The sequence below is a fragment of the Curtobacterium sp. MCBA15_001 genome (assembly GCF_001864835.1).
Classification (GTDB): Bacteria; Actinomycetota; Actinomycetes; order Actinomycetales; family Microbacteriaceae; genus Curtobacterium.
This window is the reverse complement of the sequence record NZ_MJGI01000027.1, coordinates 128,322-151,719: the sequence shown is the minus strand read 5'-3', so window position 1 is coordinate 151,719 and position 23,398 is coordinate 128,322. Positions and strand designations below refer to the sequence as shown.

At 65.7% G+C, this 23,398-nt stretch carries 19 protein-coding genes; 12 read left to right on the top strand and 7 right to left on the bottom strand.

Features of this window, described 5'->3' with window-relative positions:
* Positions 1–13 precede the first annotated feature (13 nt).
* The 6 genes from BIU90_RS16660 (at position 14) to BIU90_RS16640 (ending at position 6,685) form a co-directional block, all read left to right on the top strand.
* The gene (locus BIU90_RS16660; RefSeq protein ID WP_071301337.1) at positions 14–877 is read left to right on the top strand and encodes an antitoxin VbhA family protein; all 864 of its coding nucleotides are present in this window, start codon (positions 14–16) and stop codon (positions 875–877) included.
* Positions 865–1,125, top strand: coding sequence for a hypothetical protein (locus BIU90_RS16655; RefSeq protein ID WP_071246353.1), 261 nt, complete (start codon positions 865–867; stop codon positions 1,123–1,125). Before BIU90_RS16660 ends, BIU90_RS16655 begins: the two co-directional genes overlap by 13 nt.
* The gene (locus tag BIU90_RS16650) at positions 1,125–2,153 is read left to right on the top strand and encodes a hypothetical protein (RefSeq protein WP_071301336.1); all 1,029 of its coding nucleotides are present in this window, start codon (positions 1,125–1,127) and stop codon (positions 2,151–2,153) included. Before BIU90_RS16655 ends, BIU90_RS16650 begins: the two co-directional genes overlap by 1 nt.
* Before the next feature lie 404 nt (positions 2,154–2,557).
* Positions 2,558–3,976 carry a Gfo/Idh/MocA family oxidoreductase gene (locus BIU90_RS17970; RefSeq protein ID WP_083404041.1) on the top strand — a complete coding sequence of 473 codons (1,419 nt, stop codon included), beginning with the start codon at positions 2,558–2,560 and terminating at the stop codon, positions 3,974–3,976.
* Positions 3,973–4,941 carry an adenosine deaminase gene (gene add, locus BIU90_RS16645; RefSeq protein WP_071301335.1) on the top strand — a complete coding sequence of 323 codons (969 nt, stop codon included), beginning with the start codon at positions 3,973–3,975 and terminating at the stop codon, positions 4,939–4,941. Before BIU90_RS17970 ends, add begins: the two co-directional genes overlap by 4 nt.
* A 793-nt stretch (positions 4,942–5,734) precedes the next feature.
* Positions 5,735–6,685, top strand: a complete 951-nt coding sequence (locus BIU90_RS16640; RefSeq protein WP_071246357.1) for an NAD(P)-binding domain-containing protein — start codon at positions 5,735–5,737, stop codon at positions 6,683–6,685.
* Positions 6,686–6,995: 310 nt separating this feature from the next.
* On the opposite strand, the gene BIU90_RS16635 is transcribed toward BIU90_RS16640, so the two are convergent.
* From BIU90_RS16635 to BIU90_RS16620, 4 genes are all read right to left on the bottom strand, one after another.
* Positions 6,996–7,880, bottom strand: a complete 885-nt coding sequence (locus BIU90_RS16635; protein WP_071301512.1) for a carbohydrate ABC transporter permease — start codon at positions 7,878–7,880, stop codon at positions 6,996–6,998.
* 113 nt (positions 7,881–7,993) lie between these two features.
* Complete coding sequence (locus BIU90_RS16630) at positions 7,994–8,962, bottom strand: carbohydrate ABC transporter permease (protein ID WP_175470240.1); 969 nt, start codon at positions 8,960–8,962, stop codon at positions 7,994–7,996.
* 1 nt (position 8,963) lies between these two features.
* The gene (locus tag BIU90_RS16625) at positions 8,964–10,331 is read right to left on the bottom strand and encodes an ABC transporter substrate-binding protein (RefSeq protein WP_071301334.1); all 1,368 of its coding nucleotides are present in this window, start codon (positions 10,329–10,331) and stop codon (positions 8,964–8,966) included.
* 32 nt (positions 10,332–10,363) lie between these two features.
* Complete coding sequence (locus tag BIU90_RS16620) at positions 10,364–12,079, bottom strand: alpha-amylase family glycosyl hydrolase (protein WP_071301333.1); 1,716 nt, start codon at positions 12,077–12,079, stop codon at positions 10,364–10,366.
* 134 nt (positions 12,080–12,213) lie between these two features.
* Between BIU90_RS16620 and BIU90_RS16615 the strand changes: the two genes are divergently transcribed.
* Positions 12,214–13,224, top strand: coding sequence for a LacI family DNA-binding transcriptional regulator (locus BIU90_RS16615; RefSeq protein WP_083404039.1), 1,011 nt, complete (start codon positions 12,214–12,216; stop codon positions 13,222–13,224).
* A gap of 123 nt (positions 13,225–13,347) precedes the next feature.
* Positions 13,348–16,305, top strand: coding sequence for a CBM35 domain-containing protein (locus BIU90_RS16610; RefSeq protein ID WP_217640935.1), 2,958 nt, complete (start codon positions 13,348–13,350; stop codon positions 16,303–16,305).
* A gap of 263 nt (positions 16,306–16,568) precedes the next feature.
* On the opposite strand, the gene BIU90_RS17965 is transcribed toward BIU90_RS16610, so the two are convergent.
* Together BIU90_RS17965 and BIU90_RS16605 are read right to left on the bottom strand one after the other, a co-directional pair.
* Complete coding sequence (locus BIU90_RS17965; protein WP_083404038.1) at positions 16,569–17,501, bottom strand: SDR family NAD(P)-dependent oxidoreductase; 933 nt, start codon at positions 17,499–17,501, stop codon at positions 16,569–16,571.
* A complete protein-coding gene (locus BIU90_RS16605) occupies positions 17,501–18,298 on the bottom strand; it encodes an SDR family NAD(P)-dependent oxidoreductase (RefSeq protein WP_071301330.1) in 798 nt (265 codons plus the stop codon). The genes BIU90_RS17965 and BIU90_RS16605 overlap by 1 nt, the downstream gene beginning before the upstream one ends.
* Positions 18,299–18,352: 54 nt before the next feature.
* Here BIU90_RS16605 and BIU90_RS16600 point away from each other — a divergent pair, with 54 nt between their 5' ends.
* Positions 18,353–18,964 (top strand): TetR/AcrR family transcriptional regulator, encoded by a 612-nt coding sequence (locus BIU90_RS16600; protein WP_071301329.1) that lies wholly within the window; start codon positions 18,353–18,355, stop codon positions 18,962–18,964.
* Between the two features lie 600 nt (positions 18,965–19,564).
* The gene (locus BIU90_RS16595; RefSeq protein ID WP_071301328.1) at positions 19,565–20,386 is read left to right on the top strand and encodes a M55 family metallopeptidase; all 822 of its coding nucleotides are present in this window, start codon (positions 19,565–19,567) and stop codon (positions 20,384–20,386) included.
* A 732-nt stretch (positions 20,387–21,118) separates the two neighbouring features.
* On the opposite strand, the gene BIU90_RS16590 is transcribed toward BIU90_RS16595, so the two are convergent.
* A complete protein-coding gene (locus tag BIU90_RS16590) occupies positions 21,119–21,781 on the bottom strand; it encodes a GntR family transcriptional regulator (RefSeq protein ID WP_083404037.1) in 663 nt (220 codons plus the stop codon).
* Positions 21,782–21,850: 69 nt separating this feature from the next.
* Between BIU90_RS16590 and BIU90_RS16585 the strand changes: the two genes are divergently transcribed.
* Both BIU90_RS16585 and BIU90_RS16580 read left to right on the top strand, forming a co-directional pair.
* Complete coding sequence (locus tag BIU90_RS16585; protein ID WP_071301327.1) at positions 21,851–22,162, top strand: hypothetical protein; 312 nt, start codon at positions 21,851–21,853, stop codon at positions 22,160–22,162.
* An 89-nt stretch (positions 22,163–22,251) separates the two neighbouring features.
* Positions 22,252–23,379: an MFS transporter gene (locus BIU90_RS16580; RefSeq protein ID WP_083404036.1), complete on the top strand. Its 1,128-nt coding sequence runs from the start codon at positions 22,252–22,254 to the stop codon at positions 23,377–23,379.
* The last annotated feature ends 19 nt before the right edge of the window (positions 23,380–23,398 follow it).

The window sequence follows — 23,398 nt, the reverse complement described above, 5'->3', positions numbered from 1 at the left end:
GAGGTAATTGCTGATGATGCGTCTGGTGTCCGTGCACCTGTCGAACGACCGGATCCTCTGGGGGCACGTGCTCCTCGAGGACACCGAGGACCCGGACGCGCACTTGGCGCAGATCCTCGTCCGCCCCATCGACAAGGAGCCCGGGTACGAGCTCTACGACAGAACCAATACGGTCCTGTCGGACTTGACGGTGCCGGCGGTGCGGGAAGCGAACCGGATCGTGCAGACCCTCCTTATCCCCGCATCCGAGATCGCGAAACGGGAGAAAGCAGTCCGAGCGGTGATCCACTCCGGCTACTTGGAAGGGTTCCCGGACGACATGCCGTGGCAGTCGCAGCTGTGGATGTACGCCCGCGGTGAAGTCACCCGCGAGCAGCTCAGCGCATATGCCGATGAAGGCCGACAGATTCCCCGCCAACCCGAACACAGCGCGGTCGGTCCGGCGGACGTTCCTGAGGACTGGTGGCGGACAACGCAAGCCCGGATCCGCCGGAATCTCCTCGACACCACCCTCACCGAGCCGGAAGTCGCTGCCGCCCTGCAGGTGAGCATCGACGAGGTCGGTGAGCTGTTCGAGTCGTGCCGACTAACGAGTTTCGATCTCGACGGCGAAGAACGCATCCCCGATTGGCAACTCGTGAAGCCCGCCCTCCCCGAGTTCGGCGACTCATCGTCACTGCTGCCAGGCCTCGACGTCCTCTACGCAGCAGCACCCCAACCGCTCCTCGACGCAGCAGCGATGACGGAGTTCATGACCACACCCCTCGAGTTCCTCACCGTCGACGACCGGGTCCTGACGCCGCTCGATTGGATGCGAGAAGGCCGGCCGCTGACGACGATCATCGCCCTCTTCCGCGGACGGCGGTGGCGGCAGTGACCCGCCGGCCGGACCTGTTCCTCATCAGCGTCGCCTTCGACATGCACGGCGTCCACGGGCATCTCTTTTTCCGCGACACATCCGAGGCTGAATTGCGACGGGTCATCGTGTCCGGCTCAGGCGACGCCGCTACGTACCGGGTCGAACCCGCGCACGGGGACCCTCGGGACGGGTGGGAACCGTTCCTCACCGAAGCCAGTTGGTTGATGGCGCTCATCCGACCCGACACGCGGGAGGAACGCAGCTGATGGGGCCCGCTCTCGAATGGGTCACTGCCGCCTACGCCGGCCGGCCGCAGATCACGATGCCGTACGGGCTCGGCGACACCACCGACCTCACTGGCGCTCTCGCGGTCCTGAAGCTTGCTGGCCTGCCCGCGGTCGTGGAGTCGCAGGACACGATCCGCCTCGCCGACGGTCGCCGCGCACGTTTCCCAACGCTGACGCAACGACCACGCGCCGAGGCAGAAGCAGCCGTGGAGTTGCTGCTGCTGGCGCCACGGACGGTGACGACGACGCAGATCGCTCTCGCGGAGCAGACCGAGACCGTGCTGCTCGTCGACGTGGACCGGCGGCGGGTGTGGGTCGACGGAAAGCAGGTCCTGGGTGTGCTCGAGCGGTGGAAGGACGCCGCGCCGATCTACGTCACCTTCGCGGTCGCACGAATACTCGCCGTCAACGGCGCCACGTTCGACAAGATGGTTCGCGCCGGACTCACCGCGGGGCAGGTCGATGACGCGCTCGCACGCCTCGGGAAACGCGTTCACCGCACAGACATCGGATGGGAATCACGGAAGGTCGGCGGCCTCGTCGACTTCGCCATCGCCTGCTACCCCGGACCAGGCGGCGTCCGCACCCAGTGGACATCCGACCTGCCACTTCCTGAACAGGCAGAGCGGCTCATCAGTGCCGGGTGCCGTATCTCCGGACGCGCCATCTCGGAACGGCCCGGCTACCCGCTCATCACCAAGCGGGACATGCCGTATCGGCTCGTCGCCTTCACCGAACACGAACTCGACATGGCGACCCTCGGGTTCGAACCCGACACCGTCGGCTACTCCGGCACCGAACTGATCCTCCCCGCCGACCCCACCATCAGCCTCACAGCCACCCACGCCGGCTACAGCGACCGAACCGACGACATCATCACCGCCAACACGCTCCTCCGCGCCGACATGCGCAACGACGACGACACGAAAGCGCTGGAAGAAGTCCGGAGCCAGCTGTGGTTCTTGGCCGACACCGGGTACGACCTCCGATGGAATCTGCCGAACTGAGAATGGGGAATGAGAAGTCGAATCCAACATTGTTGCTTGCGCTCGCGCCGAGGGCGAACTGATCGTCTCCTCTACCGTGAACCGTGACGAGCGCAGTACCCCTTGGAGAGCTGGCGTGGTCGATGCCGGGAACGTTGACACCCGCGGCTTGAAGCGCTTCCACCAGACAACGTCCGTCCGGTAACGTCGTCTCTAGCTGCGCCCAGCATGCGTACTTTTGCGCATAGTTCAGCGGCTGCAGCGGGCCTGGTTCGCGCCCCTGCCGCCGGACTGCTGCGTAAGTACACCCCACCCACCACTTCCCGGCCCAAACAAGTGTCTGGAAGCGGGTGCTTGTGTACACGTTCAGGCTGGCGCCGGCCTCTCTCGAACAGCATCACCCCGTAAAGATTTGAAGGACCCCAATGTCATCGCCCCGAATCGGTATCATCGGCGCCGGATTTCACGCATCGACGAACATCCTGCCGGCGCTTCGACTCGCGAACATCGATATAGCCGCGCTGGCTACCCGCGACATCGAGCGCTCTATCTCCGCCCTCTCGCGCCACGGTCTCACCAGCCGCCCATACGGCTCGGCATCAGAACTCCTCGAGGACGTAAATGTCGACGGCGTAATCATCATCGCGCAACCCCAAGACCAATTAGACCTTGTGCGAGAAGCCCTCCGAAACGGCAAACACGTGTTCGTAGACAAGCCACTCGGTCTCAACGCGACAGAAGCGCGCCTCATCAGCGACGCGGCAGACGCCGCGGGTAAACACGTCATGGTCGGCTTCATGAAGCGCTACGCACCGGCCGTACGGCACCTTCGAGACGTGGTTTCCTCAGATGCTCTCGGGAAACCACAATCGTTCCACATCCGATTTGGCTGCGACAGTACCGGATTTGCGTCGAACATCGACGACTTCGTCCGCTTGGCCGCAATTCACCACATAGACATCGCCCGGTTCCTATTCGGCGACATGGTTTCGATTCAGTCGGTGTCAACCAACGATGGTGCGCACGTCTTCGTGAAGGTCGTCGTCACCACGACCACCGGAATGGTAGGGACTATCGATCTGATCGGAGCGTCGTCCATTCCTAGCGAGCAGGACTCGATCAGCGTCAGTGGGACGAGGGGTTGGGCTTCGCTGACGGACACTCGGGCGCTGACGATATCACGCACGACGGATGGGGACGGCGACTGGCAGCAAGCAACGTCTTCGGTCACGACTTATACCCCGGCGATCAGCACGATGTCTGGTGGCGCTCAGGACCTTCACATTCGCGGCTTCGTCGCTGAGCTGACCGCCTTCGCTGACCTCGTGAAACGCGGAAACCCAGTATCATCAAGTGCTCGTGACAATGTGGCCACAACGGCCTTCTGTGATGCGATAGTTAATGCTCCAGAACTGGCAAATTCCACGCGTTTCATGTCGTTCGGCGCGCCGGGACCTGTGCGGGATGCGATCAATGCCAGCATCATGGATGGATCGAAGACGAGCTCCAGTGATCTTCTCGACGTCTACGAAGCCCGCAAAGACAACCCGCCAGTCCCCGGCGAGATGCGGCTTCTCCTTGATTCCTCGAACAGCGCCATCGCCCGAATCCGATTTCTTGAGGTGCGTTCGTTTCAGCTCAGGAAGTTGACCGAGGCGACCGCCGCGCTGGAACACCTCAGTCCACGCGACTGGGAGCGTGTGCACAAGGAGTACTGGACCAGCCTGATACCGGCCATTCGCGAGTCCCCCGGTTACGAGGACTGGGAGATAACTCCTGAAGCAACAGTGATCACAACGCGATTTGAAGTTCAGCCAATCACCTCAGGAAAGGACCAAGTATGAGCCTTCCGCTCATTGATTTGCACCGCCACCTTGAAGGGTGCATCAGAACCAGTACCGTTCTCGACATCGCTCGAACCAACGGGGATGCCTTCGCACGCGAACCGCAGCCACGCGATCTACTGGTCGCCAGCGGGCAGCTTGAGGGGCTCGTCCCTTACCTGACGAAGGTCGATCGCGCCGCGGCTGTTCTACACACCCTCGACGACTGGCACCGCGTCGCACGAGAGTCGATCTGGGATGCGTACGACGATGGCCTGTCGTACCTCGAACTGCGCTTCAGCCCTTGGTTCATCAACAACGAGACGGGTCTGGAACCTGAAGATGTTCTCGATGCAATCGCTGATGGCGTGCAGGACGCACGCCGCTCCGTCCCCATCGGAGTAGGTCTCATCGGGATCATCGTCCGAGACCTCGGACCGGAAACGGCCGAAGCGCAAATGAACACTCTGATCTCACGTAAAGATCGCCTGGTTGGCGTTGACCTTGCCGGCAATGAGCAGGGTTTCCCGGCAGCCCTCTTCGGGCCCGCTTTCGACGCTGCCCGGGCTAACGACCTACACATCACAATCCACGCCGGGGAAGCCGCTGGCCCGCAAAGCGTCCGCGACGCCATCGAACACCTCCACGCTGAGCGGATCGGCCACGGCGTCCGTTCCGTCGAAGACCCTCGCCTCCTTGACTATCTCGTTGATCACAACATCACCCTCGACGTCGCCCTGACATCGAACGTCCAGACACGGGCGGCAAAGAGCTACCCGGAGCACCAGATCGTTGAGCTGATGCGGCATGGCGTACCAGTCACGCTCAATACCGACGATCCACGAGCGAGCAACGTGACCCTGTCGCACGAATACGAGGTTGCCCGCAGCAGCGTGGGGCTGTCTGAGGACGATCTTGCGCTAGTCGCGAGAACTGCTAGGACCGCCGCGTTCTCCGACGACGTCGAAGGCGGAAGCATCGGGTAGTCCTTGCTAGCTGCCCGCGACGGTCGGCGCATTGTATTTGCTGATGTTCTGCAAATCGCTGCAGTCCCGCTGCCGGCCACCGTCTGACCGCTCGGACTGCTTCGATCTATCGAAACGGACCGCCCACGCCAGTGCACCCCATCGCGCTCTCACCTGCTCAGGGAGGGCATGTGTGTCGCTAGCACTCGATTCCACCAGGGCGGAGGGTCGACGGTCGCGATCTCGGTGAACGTCGTCGCGAGCATTCGCACGAACTAGGCTTACCCGATCTTCGTGCGGATGCGGTAGCTGTCTGCGTAGGAAGAGGCGAGGTCCTCGAAGGCGGCCCAGCAGTCCCGTTCCAGTACGAACGCTTACACAGATCCACGTGCACCTCAGCCGGCTGGAAAGCCATGGCTCGAGCATCGTGACGACCGGGAACCGATACTCGTTGCACCCGACCGGCTCGGCGTAGAGGTTCTGGCAGGCAAAGTGCTTGACTCAGGCACGCTCGGGGTGCACGCTCTCTAAGCAATACGCCCGGTAGGGATGGGTAATTGACATGTGCGCTCCCCTAGCTGCCATCACCCGGAAACGGCTTGTTCGTGGCACGCCACTCGCGGCTGACTCCGGGAGCGGCGAGAGTGCAGCTCAGTAACGGCTGGCGTAAGTTATCGGGGTCACGTCTCTCGGTGCACCCCGAGCAAGTGCCCCGCCTCAACGACGTTCCCGGTCGACCATCCGAACCACGGCAGGAACCAGCGCAACAGCATTCGCGTATCTTTTGAAACATCGAGGCGTTGAGGAGATTTTGATGAAAATTGGTGTCATTGGGGCTGGCTCTGTCGGTGCCGCTACCATCTCGGCTCTGGTCCGAACAGGCGGGGTCAGCCCCGACGTCGTGATCGTCGACCGGGATGAGAAGAAAGCTGCGGGTCTGGCGGAGGACATGACCTATGTTGCAGCGTTGTCGTCTCTGTCGAGCGTCCGGGCAGGCGGCTACGACCAGCTTGAGGGTGCGTCTCTGGTGATCGTGACCGCAGGAGTGAACGAGAAGAACGGGGGCGCGACGGATCGCAACGACCCGAAGGGACGGCTCAATCTGATTCCAGTGAACGCGAAGGCGTATCGGGAAATGATCCCGGCCGCGACGCATGCGGCCCCGGAGGCGACGCTGCTCGTCGTGACAGATCCGCCCGACCCGCTGGCGGATCTTGCCCGGGCGTTGGCGCCGACGACGAACATCGTGTCTGCGGGAACCGTCATCGACTCGTTGCGCCTTCGTCATCACATCGCGTTGCACCTCGGGGTACATGCCCGGGACGTGCAGGCAAGCGTCGTGGGAGAGCACGGCACCTCAAGCGTGGTGCTGTGGTCCACCGCCACCGTCGGCGGCGCACCTGTCTTGGACGAATTCCGCCGGCTCGGGGGCGTGCCGAAAGCGATCCAGAACCAGATCGAGTCCGATGTCCGTTTCGGCAACATCACCATCATCGAGGGCATCGGCGCGAGCCAACACGGCATCGGCGCCGTCGTTGGGCGCCTCGCCGAAGCGATCGTCACGGACGAGAACGCGGTCTTCCCCGTCGCTTCCTACCAGTCCGACTACGACGTCACGTTGGCACTGCCCTCGATCCTCGGCGCCGGAGGCGTTGTGCGGACGATCCTGCCCCGGTTCACCGACGAGGAGCTCGCCGGACTCCATCACAGCGCCGCCGTCCTCCGAGACGCGCGCGACATCGCTCTCGGTACCGCCCACTCCTGACCCAAAACAGATACTGACCTGGCGCGCCGGAGCGGATTGCTCCGCTCCGGCCGCCCCGACTTGTCCCCGCGCGGACGCTCACTCCTGACCGCACCCCGAGACCTTCCAGCGCTCGAGAGTCGAAACCTGAGCTCGGCTGCAGTGCCGCTTGTGCCGCTATCAGCACGTGAGGAACCGGCGGCGGTCCACATGTCAGCAATCGATGGCGTCAGCGACCCCAAGGTCGCCTCGTTCCACCGTGGAGGCGCGGAACCCACCGCTGCGCGCCTCCAGCCCGTCACCGGGCCGCATCCGACGCTCGGCGGTCGCGTCAGCCCTTGACCGCCCCGCCGAGCCCTGCCGAGTTGAGGAACATCCGCTGGAACCCGAGGAACAGCACCACCGGGATGAGCGTTGAGATCGCCAGCGCCGCCAGGAAGACGTCGAGCTCGGTCGTGGACTGGATGCTCGGCAACCGCACCGACAGCGGCTGCATTGCCGGGTTCGGTAGGACGAGCAACGGCCAGAGGAAGTCCTTCCACGAGTTGATGACCGCGAATACGGACACCACTCCGAGGATCGGCTTCGACATCGGGAGCACCATCGACCAGAACATCCGGAAGGGTCCGGCGCCGTCGGTCGACGCGGCCTCGAAGACCTCACGCGGGAGGGCGTCGAAGAACCGCTTGACGAGCAAGATGTTGAAGGCGTTCGCCCCGGCCGGCAGCCAGACCGCCCAGTACGTATTGATCAGCGACGTTCCGATCACCGGCGGGTGCAGGATCGTCAGGTAGAGGGGGACCAGGAGCACCACGGACGGGATGAACAGGGTTGAGAGCACCATGCCCTCGAGCACGCGGGAGTACGCCGGCCGCAGGATCGAGAGCACGTAGCCGCCGGTCGTGGCGACCAGGATCTGCATCACCCAGGCCCCGATCGCCAGAACGAGCGTGTTCCCGAAGTACAGGCTGATGTGGACGTCGTTCCACGCCGCGGAGACGTTCGCCCAGTCAACCCCGTTCGGGAACAGCGCGAGCGGCGTCCGGAGCGTGTCCTGGGTCGGCGTGATCGCGGACTTCGCGAGCCAGAGCATCGGCCCGAGTCCGAGACCGACCAGGCCGATGAGCAGGAGCCCGTTCAGCGAGAACAGCGACGCCCGAACCGACCGTCGACCGCGGTCGGCACGGGCGACGATCCCGCGCGTTGTGCTGTCCATCTGCCCGGACGAGAGGCGAACGGGCCGCCGGGAGCTCCGTCGCACTGGTGCGACGCTCGCGCCGGCGGGGTCGTCGGAGCCGAGGACCGGGGCGGAGGGAACCGTCGAGGTCATCAGACGCTCCACTTCTTCGTGAGTCGGAAGTACAGGATGCTGAGCGCCGCGAGCACGACCGCGAGCATGATGCTGAGCGCCGTCGCCGAACCGTAGTCGCCGCCGGTCGAGTTGGCGAACGCGTAGTCGTAAATCATCAGCAGGATCGTGGTGGTGGAGTTGTTCGGCCCGCCTCCAGTGAACAGGTACGGCTCAAGGAACACCTGCGCGGTCCCGATCACCTGCAGGATGAGCGTCACGAACAACACGCCGCGCAACTGCGGCAGCGTGACGTGCCAGATCTTCCGCCAGACACGGGCGCCGTCCACCTCGGCGGCGTCGTAGAGCTCCGGCGGTACCGACAGCAGCGCCGCCAAGTAGATGATCACGGTGCCGCCAGCCGCTGCCCACGTCGCCTCGAGCACCAAAGACGGCATCGCCGTCCCGGCGTTCTGCAGCCACGGCTGCGGCGGGATGCCGACGAACCCCAGGATCGTGTTGAACACCCCGGTCGCGGAGCCGTCATAGAAGAACTTCCAGAGCAACACCGCGACCACCGGCGGCACGACCACCGGCAGGTACACCAGGGCGCTGAAGAAGCCCTTGGCCCGGCGGAGCTCGCTCATGAGCACCGCCATCACGAGCGGCAGCGGGTAGCCGAACACCAGGGCCAGCACCGCGAACCACACGGTGTTGCCCATGGCCGTCGGCAGAAGCGGGTCGTGCAAAACGTTGACGAAGTTGTCCCAACCGACGAACGTCGGCGCGGTCACCAGGTTCGTCTGCTGGAAGGACATCACCGTCGCGCGGACGATGGGCCACCATGAGAACAGTCCGAAGACGAGGATCAGCGGGAGGGCGAAGACGAGCGTCGAGAGCCCACCCCGACGCAACCAGGTCGCAGGAGTGCGCCGCCGGTCCCGAGGACCGTCACGGTCCGGACGGGAGGCTCGGCCCGGGTCCCGCAACCCGGTTGCGTTGGTCGTCATCTCACTTGGCCGAATCGAGCTTGGCCTGGATCTGCGTCTGCGCGTCCGAGAGCAGCTTGGCCGGGTCCGCGGACTTGTCCGTGAGGACAGCCTGGACCACCGGGTCGAGCAGGCCGTAGAGCTCCTGCGTGTTCTTCGCCGGCTCCGGGACGATCGTCTGGTCGAACTGCTGCTCGGTGTACGGCTTCATCTGGTCGAGCGGGACGTTGATCCACTCCTTCGTCCACTCGAGGGTCTTGTCGTAGGTCGCCTTGTCGAACACCGGCACCTGCGGGGCGCCGACCGGCTGATCGGAGGCGGCGAGGGTCTTCGCGTCGCGCTGGGCGTCAGCCTTCGTGAAGAGCTTCTGCATGTAGTAGAAGTCGATCCACTTGACCGCTGCCATCTGCTGCTCGGCGGTCGACTTGGCGCTGACCGCGGCAAGGGTCCCGCCGCCGAGGGCTCCGGCGTCCTTCCCGCTGAGCGGCACGACCGTCTCACCGTACGACTTGGGGTCGATCTGGTTCTGCGAGATGAGCGAGCCATAGTTGCCGCCGCCGGAGACGTACATGCCGACCTGACCGGAGGCGAAGGCCTGGTTGATGGCGTTCCAGTCGTAGAGGAAGTTGCCGCCCATGGAGTCGTCCTTCCACCGCATGTCCTTCATCAGCGTCAGGGCCTTCTCGTACGCTGCGCTGTCCACCGTCGCCTTCGTCTTCGCACCGGTTCCGGTTTCCGCACGGCCGCCCATCGCATAGGCGAGGGACGTGAGGATCCAACCGCCCGTGTTGCCCTGCGTCATCGTCGCGTAGCCGGCTTTGCCGGTCTTGTCCGCGATCCGCTTCGCGTCGGCGCGCACCTCGGCCCACGTGGTCGGCGGGGAGTCAGGGTCCAGTCCGGCCTGGGTGAACAGGTCGCGGTTGTAGTGCAGCGCCTGGCCGTACGCCGCGATCGGGAGGGCTTCGATGTCGCCGTCCGCGTTCTCGCCGTTCTTCACGACATTCGGGTTGAACTTCTCCGCGTACGGCAGCTTCGAGACCAGGCCGGAGATGTCCGCGATCTGGTTCTGCTGGATGAGCGACTTACCGTCCGTGAACGGGATGGTGAACACGTCCGGCAGAGTGCCGCCGGCGAGCTCAGCGGCGAACGTCGTACCAGTCCACGTGTACTCACGGCTCGTCACCGTGATCTTCGGGTTCGCCTTCTCGAACGCCTTCACCTGATTTTGGAAGGCGACCTTGGCGGGCTTCTCGAGGCCAGCGTCGACGGCGACGACGATCTTCGTCTTCCCGTCGGAGCTGGCGTCCGAGCCGGTGCTGCACCCGGCGAGCAGGCCAATGGCTGCGGTGGTGGCGATCGCGGCGAACGCGATCCTGCTACGTGACTTCATCGTCGGGTCCTCTTGTGTCGGGGTGTTCGGGTTCAGACGGAGTGGACGGCGAGCCAGACGCTCGTGTCCGCGGGGAGGGTGTGGTCGGTGAGGGGGCCGCTAGCGAGCACGACGTCGGCGTCGTCGGGCAGCGGCACATTGGTCGTCCCGCAGTTCGTGAGGTGGAGCAGTGCGCCCCGGCGGAACGCGATCACGTCGGACGTGTCATCCTGCCAAGCGAACGCGCCATGCTGAAGGTCGTCGCCCCGGCGGAGTTCGAGCATCCGGCGGTACAGCGTGAGCGTTGACGTCGGGTCGTCCTGCTGCGCGGTCACCGAGTACCTCGCCCAGTCCGCGGGCTGCGGGAGCCAGGGCGCGGCATCTGTTCCGTCAGGGCTGAACCCTGCATTGGCGGCATCGTTCGTCCACGGAATCGGGACCCGGCAGCCATCACGGCCGGGGTCGACACCGCCGGACCGGAAGTGCATCGGGTCCTCGAGGCGGTCGAGCGGAATGTCCTCGACTTCGGGCAGGCCGAGCTCGTCCCCCTGGTAGACGTACAGCGCACCGGGGAGTGCGGCGACGAGCATCGCGGCAGCACGTGCACGGCGGGCGCCGACGACGAGGTCGCTCGGTGTCCCGAACCGCTTCGCATCGAACGCGAAGGCGCTGTCCGCCCGCCCGAACCGGGTCACCGGGCGGGTGACGTCATGGTTCGAGAGAACCCAGGTCGCCGGGGCCCCGACCGGCTCGTGCGCGGCGAGCGTCTCCGTGATCGCGGCGCGGAACCCATCGGCGCCCCAGGGACGCGACATGAAGTCGAAGTTGAACGCCATGTGGATCTCGTCGGGCCGGAGGTACAGTGCGAACCGCTTGAGGTCCGCGAGCCAGATCTCCCCGACGAGCACACCGCTGTAGTCCTCGGCGATGGTGCGCCACCCGCGGTAGATCTCGTGCAGGTCGTCACGGTCGAGGTTCGGGTGCTGCCCTGCGGCGTACTCACCGTCGATCTCCGGGAGCTCCGGGTCCTTCGCCACGAGGGCAGCCGAGTCGATCCGGACACCGGCGACGCCGCGGTCGAACCAGAAGCGCAGGACGTCCTCGTGTTCCCGGCGGACATCGGGATGGTCCCAGTTCAGGTCGGGCTGCTCGGGTGTGAAGAGGTGCAGGTACCACTGCCCCGGAGTCCCGTCGGGGTTCATGGTGCGCGTCCACGTGCTGCCCGAGAAGCTCGACGGCCAGTTCCCCGGGGGGAGGTCACCGTTCGGCCCCTTGCCGTCGCGGAACCAGAACCGCGCCCGAGCGTCGCTGCCGGGTTCGCTGGCGAGGGCCTCGCGGAACCACGCGTGCTGGTCGGAGACATGGTTCGGCACGACGTCGACGATGGTCCTGATGCCGAGCGCCGCGGCCTCGCTGATCAGCGCCTCGGCCTCGGCGACCGTCCCGAAGTCGGGGTGGATCGCACGGTAGTCCTCGACGTCGTACCCTCCATCTGCAAGGGGCGACCGGTACCACGGGGTAAACCAGATCGCGTCGATCCCGAGACTCGCGAGGTACCCAAGTCGGGACCGGACGCCGGCGAGATCACCGATGCCGTCACCGTTGCCATCGGCGAAGCTGCGGACGTAGACCTGGAAGATCGCAGCGGTACGCCACCACTCTCGGTCCGTGACCGGCGTGGAGGAGGCAGCTCGTGCCTCCAGGCCAATGCGGGCCGCGGCGGGTCCACCGGGCGTGACCTCGGAGTCACGGGTCGGGCTGAGCGTCATCGTCCGGTCCTTCCGACGGTCGGGCGACGACGCCTCGACCGGATTTGGTTTAGCGCTATACTCGGCGCTGGAGTGACAATATGGTGCTCCGATCTTCGATGTCAACTCCCACCCGAAACAGGATCGAACTGCCCGTGCCCGTCACCCTGAAGGACATCGCCGCCGAGGCCGGCGTCAGCCTCATGACGGTCTCGAACGTCGTCAACGGCAACCACGACAAGGTGTCCACCGGCACCATCGAACGTATTCGAGCAATCGTTGACCGCCGCGGATACGTGACGAACGCGTCCGCACGGAGCCTCGCCGCCAAGTCCTCGCGGCTCATCGGTCTGCTCGTGCCGTCGTCCGAGCACGACATCCTCGTACTCAGTCCGCACAACGTCGCAGTGTTCGGGTTCCTTGAGCGTCAGCTGCGCGATCGCGGGTACCACCTGCTGTTCCGCGGGGTGAGCGAGAAGGCCGAGGTCGACGTCGCCCTCCGCTCCTGGAACCTCGACGGCGCCGTGGTGCTCGGTTTCCTCGACGAGGAGGTCGACGATTTCCGGCCGACCGACGGCACGCCGATCCTCGCGCTCGACAGCTACTCGTCGAACCCACAGACCACCGGGGTGCGCTCGGACGACCACGAGGGCGGACGCCTGGCCGCCGCCCACCTGCTGTCGCTCGGGCACCGACGGATCGCGTTCGCGGGCCCGAAGTTCTCCGACGTCGGCCTGGTCCGGCAGCGCTTCGAGGGGTTCCTGCAGGCGCACGCCGACGCCGGCGTGGAATGGGGCCCGGCCGACCGGATCGCCGTCGACCCGACGTGGGAATTCGGGGTCGAGGGCGGCCGCTCACTCGCGACGTCGCACCCGGCTGTCACAGCGGTGTTCGCGACCGCGGACATCCTGGCCGTGGGGTTCATGGAAGGTATCCGTCAGAGCGGACGATCGGTCCCGGGGGATGTCTCGGTTGTCGGGTTCGACGACATCGACGTGGCGCACTACGTCACGCCGAAGCTCACCACCGTGCGGCAGGACGTCGCGGCCAAGGGGTCGATCGCAGCGAGCATGCTGCTCGACGAGGTGCGCGGCGGCGGCGCCCCGGGAGACCCGGTCGTGATCCCTGTCGAGCTCGTGGTGCGAGAGTCGACCGCTCGGCCCTGACATCCGGGGCGTTGCTGCCGACCCTGCGGTCTGCTCTGGCAGGGGTCTTGCGGAAAAGGTTCTCGGCCGTTTAGTTTAGCGCTCAACCGCAACGACGCGGTCCTGATTGAACGGAAAAGCACCGTGCGCAGACCCCCCACCACCACAGTCGGCCGAGCACTCGCCGGATCGCTCGCCGGAGCCGTCGCCGCTGCCTCAGCGTTGGCCCTGAGTCTCGGCGTCGCAGCCCCCGCGGCAGCCGCCACCACCACTCGCTACGAAGCCGAGTCTGCGAGCCTTTCCGGCGGTGCCGTCTCCACCTCAGACCACCCCGGGTACAGCGGTGCCGGGTTCGTTGGTGGGTACACCGACGACAACAAGGGCTCCGCCGCCACGGCATTCCGGGTCACTGCAGCAGCAGCGGGCAGCGAGACGTTCGCGATCCGCTACGCGAACGGCAATGGGTCGGCAAAGACCCTGTCGTTCCGGATTGACTCCGGCGCCGTGCAGCAGGTGTCCCTGCCTGCCACCGCCAACTGGAACACCTGGGCCGCAGCCACACTCACGAGCACGCTCACCGCTGGGACGCACACCATCACGGTCTCGTTCGGGTCCGGCGACACCGGCAACGTCAACCTCGACGCCCTCGACCTCACCCCGGCGACGACCGGCGCAGGTTCTTCCACCGGACCGCAGTTCGAGGCGGAGTCCGCCACGCTCACCGGGGGTGTGGTCGTCGGCACGGACCACACCGGGTTCACCGGCTCCGGGTTCGCCAGCGGGTTCACCGACGGCAACAAGGGCGCCGCGCAGGTCGCGTTCGCGGTGTCCAGGGCGGGCGCGGGGAGCACGGATTTGACGCTCCGGTACGCGAATGGCACCGGGTCCGCGAAGACGCTCTCGCTCGTCGTTGACGGAGGCGCCGCACAGCAGATCAGCCTCCCCGCCACGACCGACTGGAACACATGGGGCACCATCACCACGGCCGTGTCACTCGCGGCCGGCAACCACACGATCGCCTACCGTTTCGGCACCGCCGACACCGGGAACGTGAACATCGACGCGCTCACCGTCGCGACGACCTCGACGCCGACAGATCCGGGTTCACCCGGATCTGGCGGGTCGGCCGCGTCGCCCGCCGACGCCGAGTCGGCCTTCCGCTCGGGCGGCGCCACCGTCACCACGAGTACCACTGGGTACACCGGCACCGGCGCCGTGAACGGCTTCGGAACCGCCGGCGCCCGGATCATCCGCACCCTGACGATGCCCACAGCCGGGACAGCCACCACCACCCTCCGTTTCCAGAACACCAGCGGCACGACACGTACCCTCGCGCTGACCGTCAATGGCCGAGCGGCGGGCACGATCGCCCTCACCTCCGGCTCTGGATGGCGGACCGCAACCGCGAGCCTGCCGTTCACGGCCGGGATCAACACCGTCCAGCTCGCCGCGACCACCGCCGGCAGCGACGTCGCGATCGACAGCCTCGACGTCGCCGGAGTCGGTACGCTCGCGGCCCGCGGAGCCACCGTTCCGTACACCGAGTACGAAGCGGAGGCTGGGACCACGACCGGTACCGTCCTCGCCGCCGATCGCACGTTCGGCACCATCCAGGCCGAGTCGAGTGGCCGTCGCGCAGTGCGCCTCGACCAGACCGGGCAGAAGGTCTCCGTGACCCTCACGCAGCCGGCGAACGCGCTCACGATCCGCGCCTCGATCCCGGACACCGCTAACGGCGCCGGACAGACCGCGCCGCTCGCCCTCTACGCCAACGGCACCAAAGTCAAGGACGTGACCCTCAGCTCCGTCTACAGCTGGGTCTACGGCGCCTACCCGTACAACAACAACCCATCCGGCGGCGGAGCGCACCGCTTCTACGACGACACCCGCGTCCAGATCGGATCGTTCCCGAAGGGCACCGTCCTCACCCTGCAGAAAGACGCGTCATCCACGGCCGCCTCGTACACGATCGACCTCATCGACGCCGAGACCGTGCCCGACGCGCTGACCGCCCCGACCGGTGCCCTGAGCATCACGAGCTACGGCGCGAAGTCGGACGGATCAGACTCGACCACCGCGATCACGAACGCCGTCGCCGCTGCCAAGGCGCAGGGCATGCCAGTGTGGATCCCGGCTGGCACCTTCCGGATCACCTCGCGCATCAACGTCCAAGGCGTCACGATCCTTGGCGCAGGCGAGTGGTACTCCAACGTCCAGGGCACCAGCGGCAAGGGCGGGTTCTTCGCCACGGGCAGCAACGTCACGATCGCGAACCTCTCGATCCTCGGAGACGTCCGGTACCGCGACGACGCGGCCTTCGACGCCGCCCTCGAAGGCAACTTCGGAACCGGCTCGCTCCTGCAGGACATCTGGATCGAGCACACCAAGGTCGGACTCTGGGCAGACTCGGGCACGAACGGTCTCGACGTCGTCGGACTGCGCATCCGCGACACCTTCGCGGACGGCGTCAACCTGCACGCCAATGTTGTGAACGCCGTCGTCGAGCAGACCGTCGTCCGGAACACCGGCGACGACGCACTCGCGATGTTCTCCGACGGAGCGCCCGTCACCGACTCGGCCTTCCGGTTCGACACCGTCCAAGTCCCCGTGCTCGCCAACGGCATCGGCATCTACGGCGGCACGCGGAACTCGGCGACGGACTCGATCGTCAGCGACACCGTGACGAGCGCCTCGGGCATCGCCGTCGGCACACGATTCAACCCGGTGCCCCTCGCCGGCACGACCACCATCGCCCGCAACACCCTCGTCCGGACCGGCAGCCGCGAACCGAACTGGGCCACAAACCTCGGCGCGCTCTGGATCTACGCCGACACCGCGGAGATCACCACCCCTATCGTCGTGACGGACATGACGATCACCGACAGCACCTACCAAGCGGTGCTGCTCAGCTACCAGAAGACGATCTCGAACCTGTCCTTCGACAAGGTCACGATCAGTGGTGCGGGCACGTACGGGTTCGACCTGAACGCGGCCGGCAGCGCCGCAGTGTCGAACACCACCGTCACGGGGGCGACCTCCGGTGGGCTCCTGAACGAAACCGGGTACACGCTGGTGCGGGGGTCCGGCAACAGCGGGTTCTGACCTGATCCGACTCCCGGCGGCTCCGGTCCCCCAGCGCTCAGGCGTGAGGACCGGAGCCGCCGGCGTGCGACCCGGCAGCGGATGAATGCGGGCGCAGCCGCGCGGTGAACGTGGCCCAGATCGACCACTCCGACCGAAACTCGACGGACTACTCCGCACCACACTGCCCGCCAGACCCCGGCAGAAGCTTTCGAACGGTTGCTCTCGGACTCGAACCAACTACCCGTTCCAACGACCCCTTGGGACCGCCGATTCCTCGGCAGCTACCGCGACTGTGCGAGCAGCCGTTCCGATGCGTCCCAGAGCCAATCTGCTGCAACGGGGTCCAGTGCGTGCGGGAGAACTCCGTGGACACCTCCCTGGATCGCTGCGACGACCTTGGCCGGGTGGCAGTCCTCGTAGTAGGCGGGAGTCCCTGGCCCCAGTTCAGCGCGCGTTGCGACGTAGACGCTCGTCGCAGCACCTTGCTGGACGGTTTTGGTGGGGTAACGCCGCTTCATGCCTGCAAGCACGGCTGGGTCCCAGTGGCGTTGCAGGTTGGTCCAGATGCCGCCGGGCATGACCGCGGATCCTGCGATTCCGTCGCCCTCCCACCGTCGGGTCGCCTCAAGGGCGAAGAGCACATTCGCTGTCTTGGATTGCCCATAGGCGAGACCCGGGTCGTAGGGGTCTCTGTCGAAGAACAGATCGTCGAATCGGATACCCGAGGATGCGTGTCCACTGGAACTCAGCGACACGATCTTCGCACCACCGGCCGAGCGCATCGCCGGGTGCAGACCTTGCGCGAGGGCGAAATGGCCGAGGTGATTTACGGCGAAATGCATCTCCCAGCCCTCGGGGGTCCGCTGCTCGGGTAGGTCCATGACACCAGCGTTGTTCACCAGCAGGTGGAGTGGTCCCGACCACGAGCTCGCGAACGATCGGACGGATCCAACATCGGCCAAGTCGACGAACGCAGCACGGACAGCGGCGTTGCCAGTGCTCGCACGGATGTCTGCCGCGACTCGGTCCCCTGTCGCGACGTCGCGGACGGCAAGGGTGACCGCTGCGCCGGCCGCAGCCAGAGCACGGGCCGTTTCAACACCGATGCCGGATCCTGCACCGGTTACGACTGCTGTTGTGTGGTGAAGGTCGATTCCGTCGATGACTTCGAGTGCGGTCGACTCGGCTCCGAACGGTTCTCGCAGGTCGGGCATCAGCCGAGCCGCGTGTTGGCGATTCCGCCGTCGACGTCGATGATCGTGCCATGCAGGAACGAGGCCTCGTCCGAGACAGCGAACCGGACGGCGTAGGCAATATCGACGGGCCGTACCGGGCGACCTGCGACTGTCACGGCAGTCATCGCCGCGAGAACGTCTTCGCTCTCAGCGTTGCCTGGAGTGCTCGTGGCACCGGGCGCGATCGTGTTCACGTGAACCCCTTGAGGCCCGTATTCGGCGGCCCAGGTGCGCGTCATCTGCTCGAGTGCCGCCTTCGACGCTGTGTACATGGCGCCGAAGGGCAGGCCAACGCGGGCCATCCACGATCCGATGTTGACGATCGATCCGCGGCCGCGCTCCGCCATGGCTGGCGCGAGAGCCGCCACGAGGACGTGCGGGGCGCGGATGTTGATGGCGAGGACCGCGTCGAGGTCGTCCTCGGTGAGATCGGCGGTCGCGGTCGCCGGATAGATTCCGGCGTTGTTCACCAGGATGTCGATCTGGCCGCCGGCGCGAGCCGCGGCTTCACCGGCGAATCGGCGGACATCGGATGCCGATGTCCCGAGATCGGCGACGAGCGTTGAGGCCTTGCCTCCCGCCCGTTCGATCGTCGCGACGACAGCCTGCGTGCGCTCGGCATCGCGACCGTTGACGATGACATGCGCACCGGACGCAGCGAGTACTCGGGCGATCGCCTCCCCGATACCGCTGCTCGAGCCGGTGACGAGGGCGGTCTGCCCCGAGAGCCGGTCATCGGATACCAGAGAGACGAGTTCTTCTTCATTGGACTGCATGGTCCAGTCCTACCACGGACTGGACCGCATGGTCCAGCGGCGTACGCTGAACTCATGCAAGGTGCCAACATCACGGAACGCGGTCGCGCTACTCGCCAACGCATCATCGAAGCGACCGGTCGGGAGATCCTCGCTTCCGGCATCGGCGGCACCACTCTCGACACCGTCCGTGCAGCGACGCTCACGAGCAAGAGCCAGCTCTTCCACTACTTCCCCGGCGGTAAAGCTGAACTCGTCCGTGAAGTCGCCATCTGGGAGGGCGCCGAGCTTCTGGCCGCCCAGAATCCACACATCAACGACCTCTCGAGCTGGGAGTCATGGCACGCCTGGCGCGATGCCTTGGTCGATTACTACATCGGGCTTGGCCGGTGGGCCTGCCCGATCGGTTCAATGGCGACACAGGCAGCCATGACAGATCCCGAATTGGCTCAGATCATCACGGACAGCATGACGAACTGGCGGCTGTCGCTTGCCTCCGGGGTTGCCAAGATGCAGAGCGCCGGCGAGGTCGAATCCGATGCCGACCCGCAACGGATCGCCGTCGCCATCCTCGCCGCCCTCCAAGGGGGTCTCATCTTGAGCCAGCCGGAGAGATCACCCTGGCCCCTAGAAGCCGCCATCGATGCCGCGCTCGACGTCCTGCACAAGGTCGCCCACGAACGCTGACCCCGCCATTACTTCCGATACTCCGAGCCGGGGTAACGATCCTCTTGCTGCTTTCGTGCTCAAAGGGCGCCGCCGTGGAAAAAGGAACGGTGTGTGTGCCAGTCGATCTTGTGACTGACCGCGCATGGTTCATTCGCGGACTCCGTCGCCGATCAGATTGACGGGGTGAATCCGTCCGTCGACGACGCTGGTCGGACGGGGTCTCGCCGCGCCTCGAGAGCCGCGCCTGAGAGGAATGGCCGGTCTCGCACGGCCGTTCTCACCGTGCCGGGCGTCTTGCGCCTGTCCGGCAACTCGCCTCGCGACAGTGGTGTCCACGCCGACTGTACAGCTGCTACGTCAGGGCCGGGTACAGCTAGGGCCGTTGCGGGCGCTCCACCGGGCTCTGTCTCATGAGCCGATCCTGGGTTCACCGAGAGCGTCTCCTCGGTTCCTGTCGTGCCAGGGAACGCGGCAGTCGCGAACGTGGCCGGGATGGCGGGCTGGCGCACGTCGAAATCGCCGGTGGAGAAGCTCAGCGTCGACGAGTCACGCAGAAGCCACTTGACGGACGGTGAGAACGACCGCCGGGCCGCCTCCGCGGACCCGTAGGGTGAAGGGATGCGGGTATTGGTATCAGTCGACATGGAAGGTACCGCCGGGGTTGTCGACCGGTCGGATATCACCCCGGGCACTCCCGGGTGGGAACGCGCACGCGAATTCATGACAGACGAAGCATCTGCCGCAGTGCGTGGAGTGTTCGCTGAAGGCGGTGGGGCCGAGGTCACGGTGTGTGATTCTCACGCAAAAGGATTGAACATCCTTCCGGGAAGGCTGGACCCGCGTGCGCGTCTGATTCGCGGCACCCCTCGCCCCTTAGACATGGTCGCAGGCGTGGATCGTGGTTTCGACGCACTGCTCCTGGTGGGATATCACGGCCGAGCAGGCCTGACGGACGCCGTACTTCCGCACACCCTCAGCGGCCGCACCATCGATTCTGTTCGGATTAACGGAATGGTCCTGGGTGAGATCGGGCTGAGCGCGGCAGTGGCGAGATCGTATGGTGCGCCGACGGCGCTCGTGACCGGCGACGACGGAGCAGCAGAGGAGGCCGCGGACGTTCTGCCTGGTGTGGCAACGGTGACGGTGAAGCGAGCACTCGGGGTCAGGGCGGCGGACAGCGTCCATCCGGAAGTGGCGTGTTCGCTCATCGAAGACGCGGTACCGAAAGCTCTGGCATCCGTCGACCTGACCAGCCAGCTTGCCTTTCCTGCTTCGATAGACCTCGAAGTAGATTTGCGCATGGCGGAAATGATGGAACGAATTCTATTGATCCCAGGATCGGAACGTCGCGGCGCTCGGACTTTCGGCTATCCCGACATCGCCTTGCCCGCCGCTTACGGCTTGGTCGGCCTCGTGGCGGACATCGCGGAGATCAGCTGAGCCAAGACCCCATTTCTCCTCGCCGCCCGTCGAGCGTGAAGAGCGAGCTGGCCAGGTGTTCGTACCTCCTCGAGCACGAGGGATGACGTGGTCGATGGTGTTGCCGTGCTTGAAGCAGTAGGCACACGTGTAGTCGTACATCTCGAGCACAGCGCGCCGGGTCATCGGCACGGATCGACGAGGCACCCGGATGAACTGCCGCAGAAGCACAACCTCGGGCTCTGCGTACTTGCCCACCGCGCTGTGCACGATCCGATCGCTCTCGACGAGGACAGACGCCTTCTCGTTGAGGACCAGGAGAAGAGCTCGCCGAGACGAGACGACCGCCATTGGTTCGTAGCTTGCATTGAGGACCAGGGTTCGACGCTCGCTGCGCTTCATGCGGTCACCTCCATGCCCTTCCCCATGCGACGGAGGGCAACGAGAGTGAACAGCGAGAGCAGTGCCGCTAGTTCAGAAAACAGGCACGAAGCACTTCCGAAGGTCGGCCGAACACATCGAGCATCTGACAGGCCGCACTGGCGGGGCAGCGGAGCGACTTTACTGACTACCCGCAGTCAGCGGCCGACCGGCACGGCCTTCATCGGTGCGTGCCGGTAGCCGATTGCTCACCGCACGCCTGTTGCGCCCTGAATCGCGCCTCGCCGCCATCAACGCTCGGCGACCAAGCTGACTGCTGCGGTCTGATGACGTTCGTCGTCCGCGGCGAAACTGTCCCTCTGACCCTGCGCCTCAGCTCGTCATGGCCTCGGTAGTGCGTTGCAGATGCGCCCGAAGGGCGGTGTCGAAGCTGTCGGCGTCCTCGTCGCGCAAGAGAGCGAGGAGTCCATCGTGCTCCTTCAGGATCTCGTCGAGGCGTTCAGCGACCGCAACGACACCACGAGTGATGAGTAACGCTTGCCGGTCGCGGAGACGGTCGTAGAACCCTGTTAGCAAGGGATTGCCGGCCGCGTCGACGAAGCCACGGTGGAACGCGATGTCCGATTCGACGAAGGTTGCCACGTCGCCGACCAGAGCTGCTTCGCGTTGATCAGCTAGCACCGGCTCAAGGCTGTCCGCCAGCCTGCGGAGGTCGACTGCCCGTCGGGCTCCAAGTGCTTCCAACGCGTGCCGAGCGTCAGCCAACTCTTGCGCCTCTCTTGCTCCGATCTCTCGAACCAGGGCGCCCCGCTTTGGGTACACGGTGATCCAGCCCTCGTCCTGCAGGCGCGAAAGTGCAGTGCGAATCGGCGTGCGGCTCATCGCGAGGCGCGTCGCGAGCTCTGACTCGCTCAGCATCGCCCCTGCTTCGAACTCGCCACTTGCGATGGCGGCTCGGATTCCTCGATGAGCGCGATCAGCCGCGCTCTCAGTCTTCCCGGCGAGATCGTTCATCCGCAGCACCTCCTTGGCCATCTTCGCAGAAGCTCTTGAACAAGTCGGATCCAAGTTGTATCCTAGACGCACATCGAGGAAGGAATCATCATGACGACCACCAAGCTTTCGAACGACACGTTGATGCTGAGCACTGCGGAGGCGGAGGCGCAGTCCGATGACCGGACTGCGGCACGCTCTGGAGCAGACAGCGTCGCGATCCTGCGGAACGGCAGCCTCGGAAACGACCGGGTCCTGCGTATCCCGACCATCGACGGACGACGCCCCGCACGAATCTTGATCGGCGACCAGCCTGACGGCGCTGTGGGGTGGACGCTCCTCGACGACTCCGGTATCTCCGCCGTGTACGAGCACCGCGCGCCGAGGCTGCTGATGGCGGGCGACACCGCCTCGCACCGGTGAGCCGCACGATCACAGTCCACGGTGCGCGCCGGCATTCGCTCGCGCGACCGCTTCGATCATGGCGCTCTGGCGTTCCCGCAATCGCGGTGATGGCGTGGGGAGGCAACCACTTCACGCCGTTGCTCCCGATGTACGAACGCCAGTTCGGCTATTCGACTGAGGCTGTGGACGAGATGCTCGCCGTGTACGTGCTCGGGCTCATACCGGGGTTCCTCGTCGCCGGCCCGGTGTCCGACCGATACGGCCGGAAGCGACTCATCGCGTTCGGCCTTGGGTGCGGTGCAGCGGCGAGCTTGGTGCTGATGACGTTCCCGAGCAGCCTCGCTCTGATGGCTGTCGGACGTTTCCTCGCCGGTGTCAGCGTCGCGATCGCGATGGTGGTCGGGACGAGCTGGATCAAGGAGCTGTCACCTGAGACCGGCACCCCCGGGCTGGCAGCCCGCCGAGCCACACTCACGCTGACCGTCGGCCTTGGAGTCGGAGCGGGGGTGTCGGCAGCGCTTGCGCAGTGGGCGCCGCTCCCCTCGGTTCTTCCGTACGTCGCCCACCTGGTGGTCACGCTCGTCGCGAGCGTGGTGCTGCTCCGAGCGCCACGCTCACGGCCATACGACGCAGGGGTCCGTTCTCTGATCGCCGACCTTCGCATCCCAGCCGTGAGCCGTCGCGTCTTCTGGCGCTCGATCGTGCCAGTCGCTCCGTGGGTCTTCGGAGCAGCCGCAATCGCGTACGCGGTCATCCCGTCGACCGTTGAAGCCGAGGTCGGTTCCGACGCGATCTTGTACGCCGGAGCGCTGACCGTGATCACGCTCGGTTCCGGAGCGATCGCGCAAACCGTCGTTCCCCGTCTCGCCGTGTGGACTCACGGTCATCAGTCCACCGTGGGACTCTCCGCGACGATCATCGGCACGCTCCTCGCGGCACTTGTCGCCGCCCGGCCGTCGGTGGCGCTCGGCGCCTTCGCCGCGACCGTGCTCGGCATCGGTTACGGCATCTTGATGGTCTCGGGCCTCAGCCGGATACAGTCGCTCGCGAACGGGGACGACCTCGGTGGGCTGACCGGCGTCTACTACTCCTTGGCGTACAGCGGCTTCGTGCTCCCCACCGTCATCGCCTCGACGTCGGTCATCGCGCCGACGTCCGCGATCCTGATCGTCATCGCGGTGATCATCGCTGCCTGCCTCGTCATTTCTTCCCGACCCGCTCCGACGGAGCTCTGACGGAGGCTTCAATCCGGTG

Coding starts and splice junctions, on each gene's coding strand:
- BIU90_RS16640 (WP_071246357.1), top strand. CDS start 5,735: ATGAAAATTGGTGTCATTGGGGCTGGCTCTGTCGGTGCCGCTACCATC.
- BIU90_RS16585 (WP_071301327.1), top strand. CDS start 21,851: ATGACGACCACCAAGCTTTCGAACGACACGTTGATGCTGAGCACTGCG.
- BIU90_RS17965 (WP_083404038.1), bottom strand. CDS start 17,501: ATGCCCGACCTGCGAGAACCGTTCGGAGCCGAGTCGACCGCACTCGAA.
- BIU90_RS17970 (WP_083404041.1), top strand. CDS start 2,558: ATGTCATCGCCCCGAATCGGTATCATCGGCGCCGGATTTCACGCATCG.
- BIU90_RS16660 (WP_071301337.1), top strand. CDS start 14: ATGATGCGTCTGGTGTCCGTGCACCTGTCGAACGACCGGATCCTCTGG.
- BIU90_RS16625 (WP_071301334.1), bottom strand. CDS start 10,331: ATGAAGTCACGTAGCAGGATCGCGTTCGCCGCGATCGCCACCACCGCA.
- add (WP_071301335.1), top strand. CDS start 3,973: ATGAGCCTTCCGCTCATTGATTTGCACCGCCACCTTGAAGGGTGCATC.
- BIU90_RS16580 (WP_083404036.1), top strand. CDS start 22,252: ATGGCGTGGGGAGGCAACCACTTCACGCCGTTGCTCCCGATGTACGAA.
- BIU90_RS16620 (WP_071301333.1), bottom strand. CDS start 12,079: ATGACGCTCAGCCCGACCCGTGACTCCGAGGTCACGCCCGGTGGACCC.
- BIU90_RS16630 (WP_175470240.1), bottom strand. CDS start 8,962: ATGACGACCAACGCAACCGGGTTGCGGGACCCGGGCCGAGCCTCCCGT.
- BIU90_RS16600 (WP_071301329.1), top strand. CDS start 18,353: ATGCAAGGTGCCAACATCACGGAACGCGGTCGCGCTACTCGCCAACGC.
- BIU90_RS16590 (WP_083404037.1), bottom strand. CDS start 21,781: ATGGCCAAGGAGGTGCTGCGGATGAACGATCTCGCCGGGAAGACTGAG.
- BIU90_RS16650 (WP_071301336.1), top strand. CDS start 1,125: ATGGGGCCCGCTCTCGAATGGGTCACTGCCGCCTACGCCGGCCGGCCG.
- BIU90_RS16635 (WP_071301512.1), bottom strand. CDS start 7,880: ATGGACAGCACAACGCGCGGGATCGTCGCCCGTGCCGACCGCGGTCGA.
- BIU90_RS16595 (WP_071301328.1), top strand. CDS start 19,565: ATGCGGGTATTGGTATCAGTCGACATGGAAGGTACCGCCGGGGTTGTC.
- BIU90_RS16605 (WP_071301330.1), bottom strand. CDS start 18,298: ATGCAGTCCAATGAAGAAGAACTCGTCTCTCTGGTATCCGATGACCGG.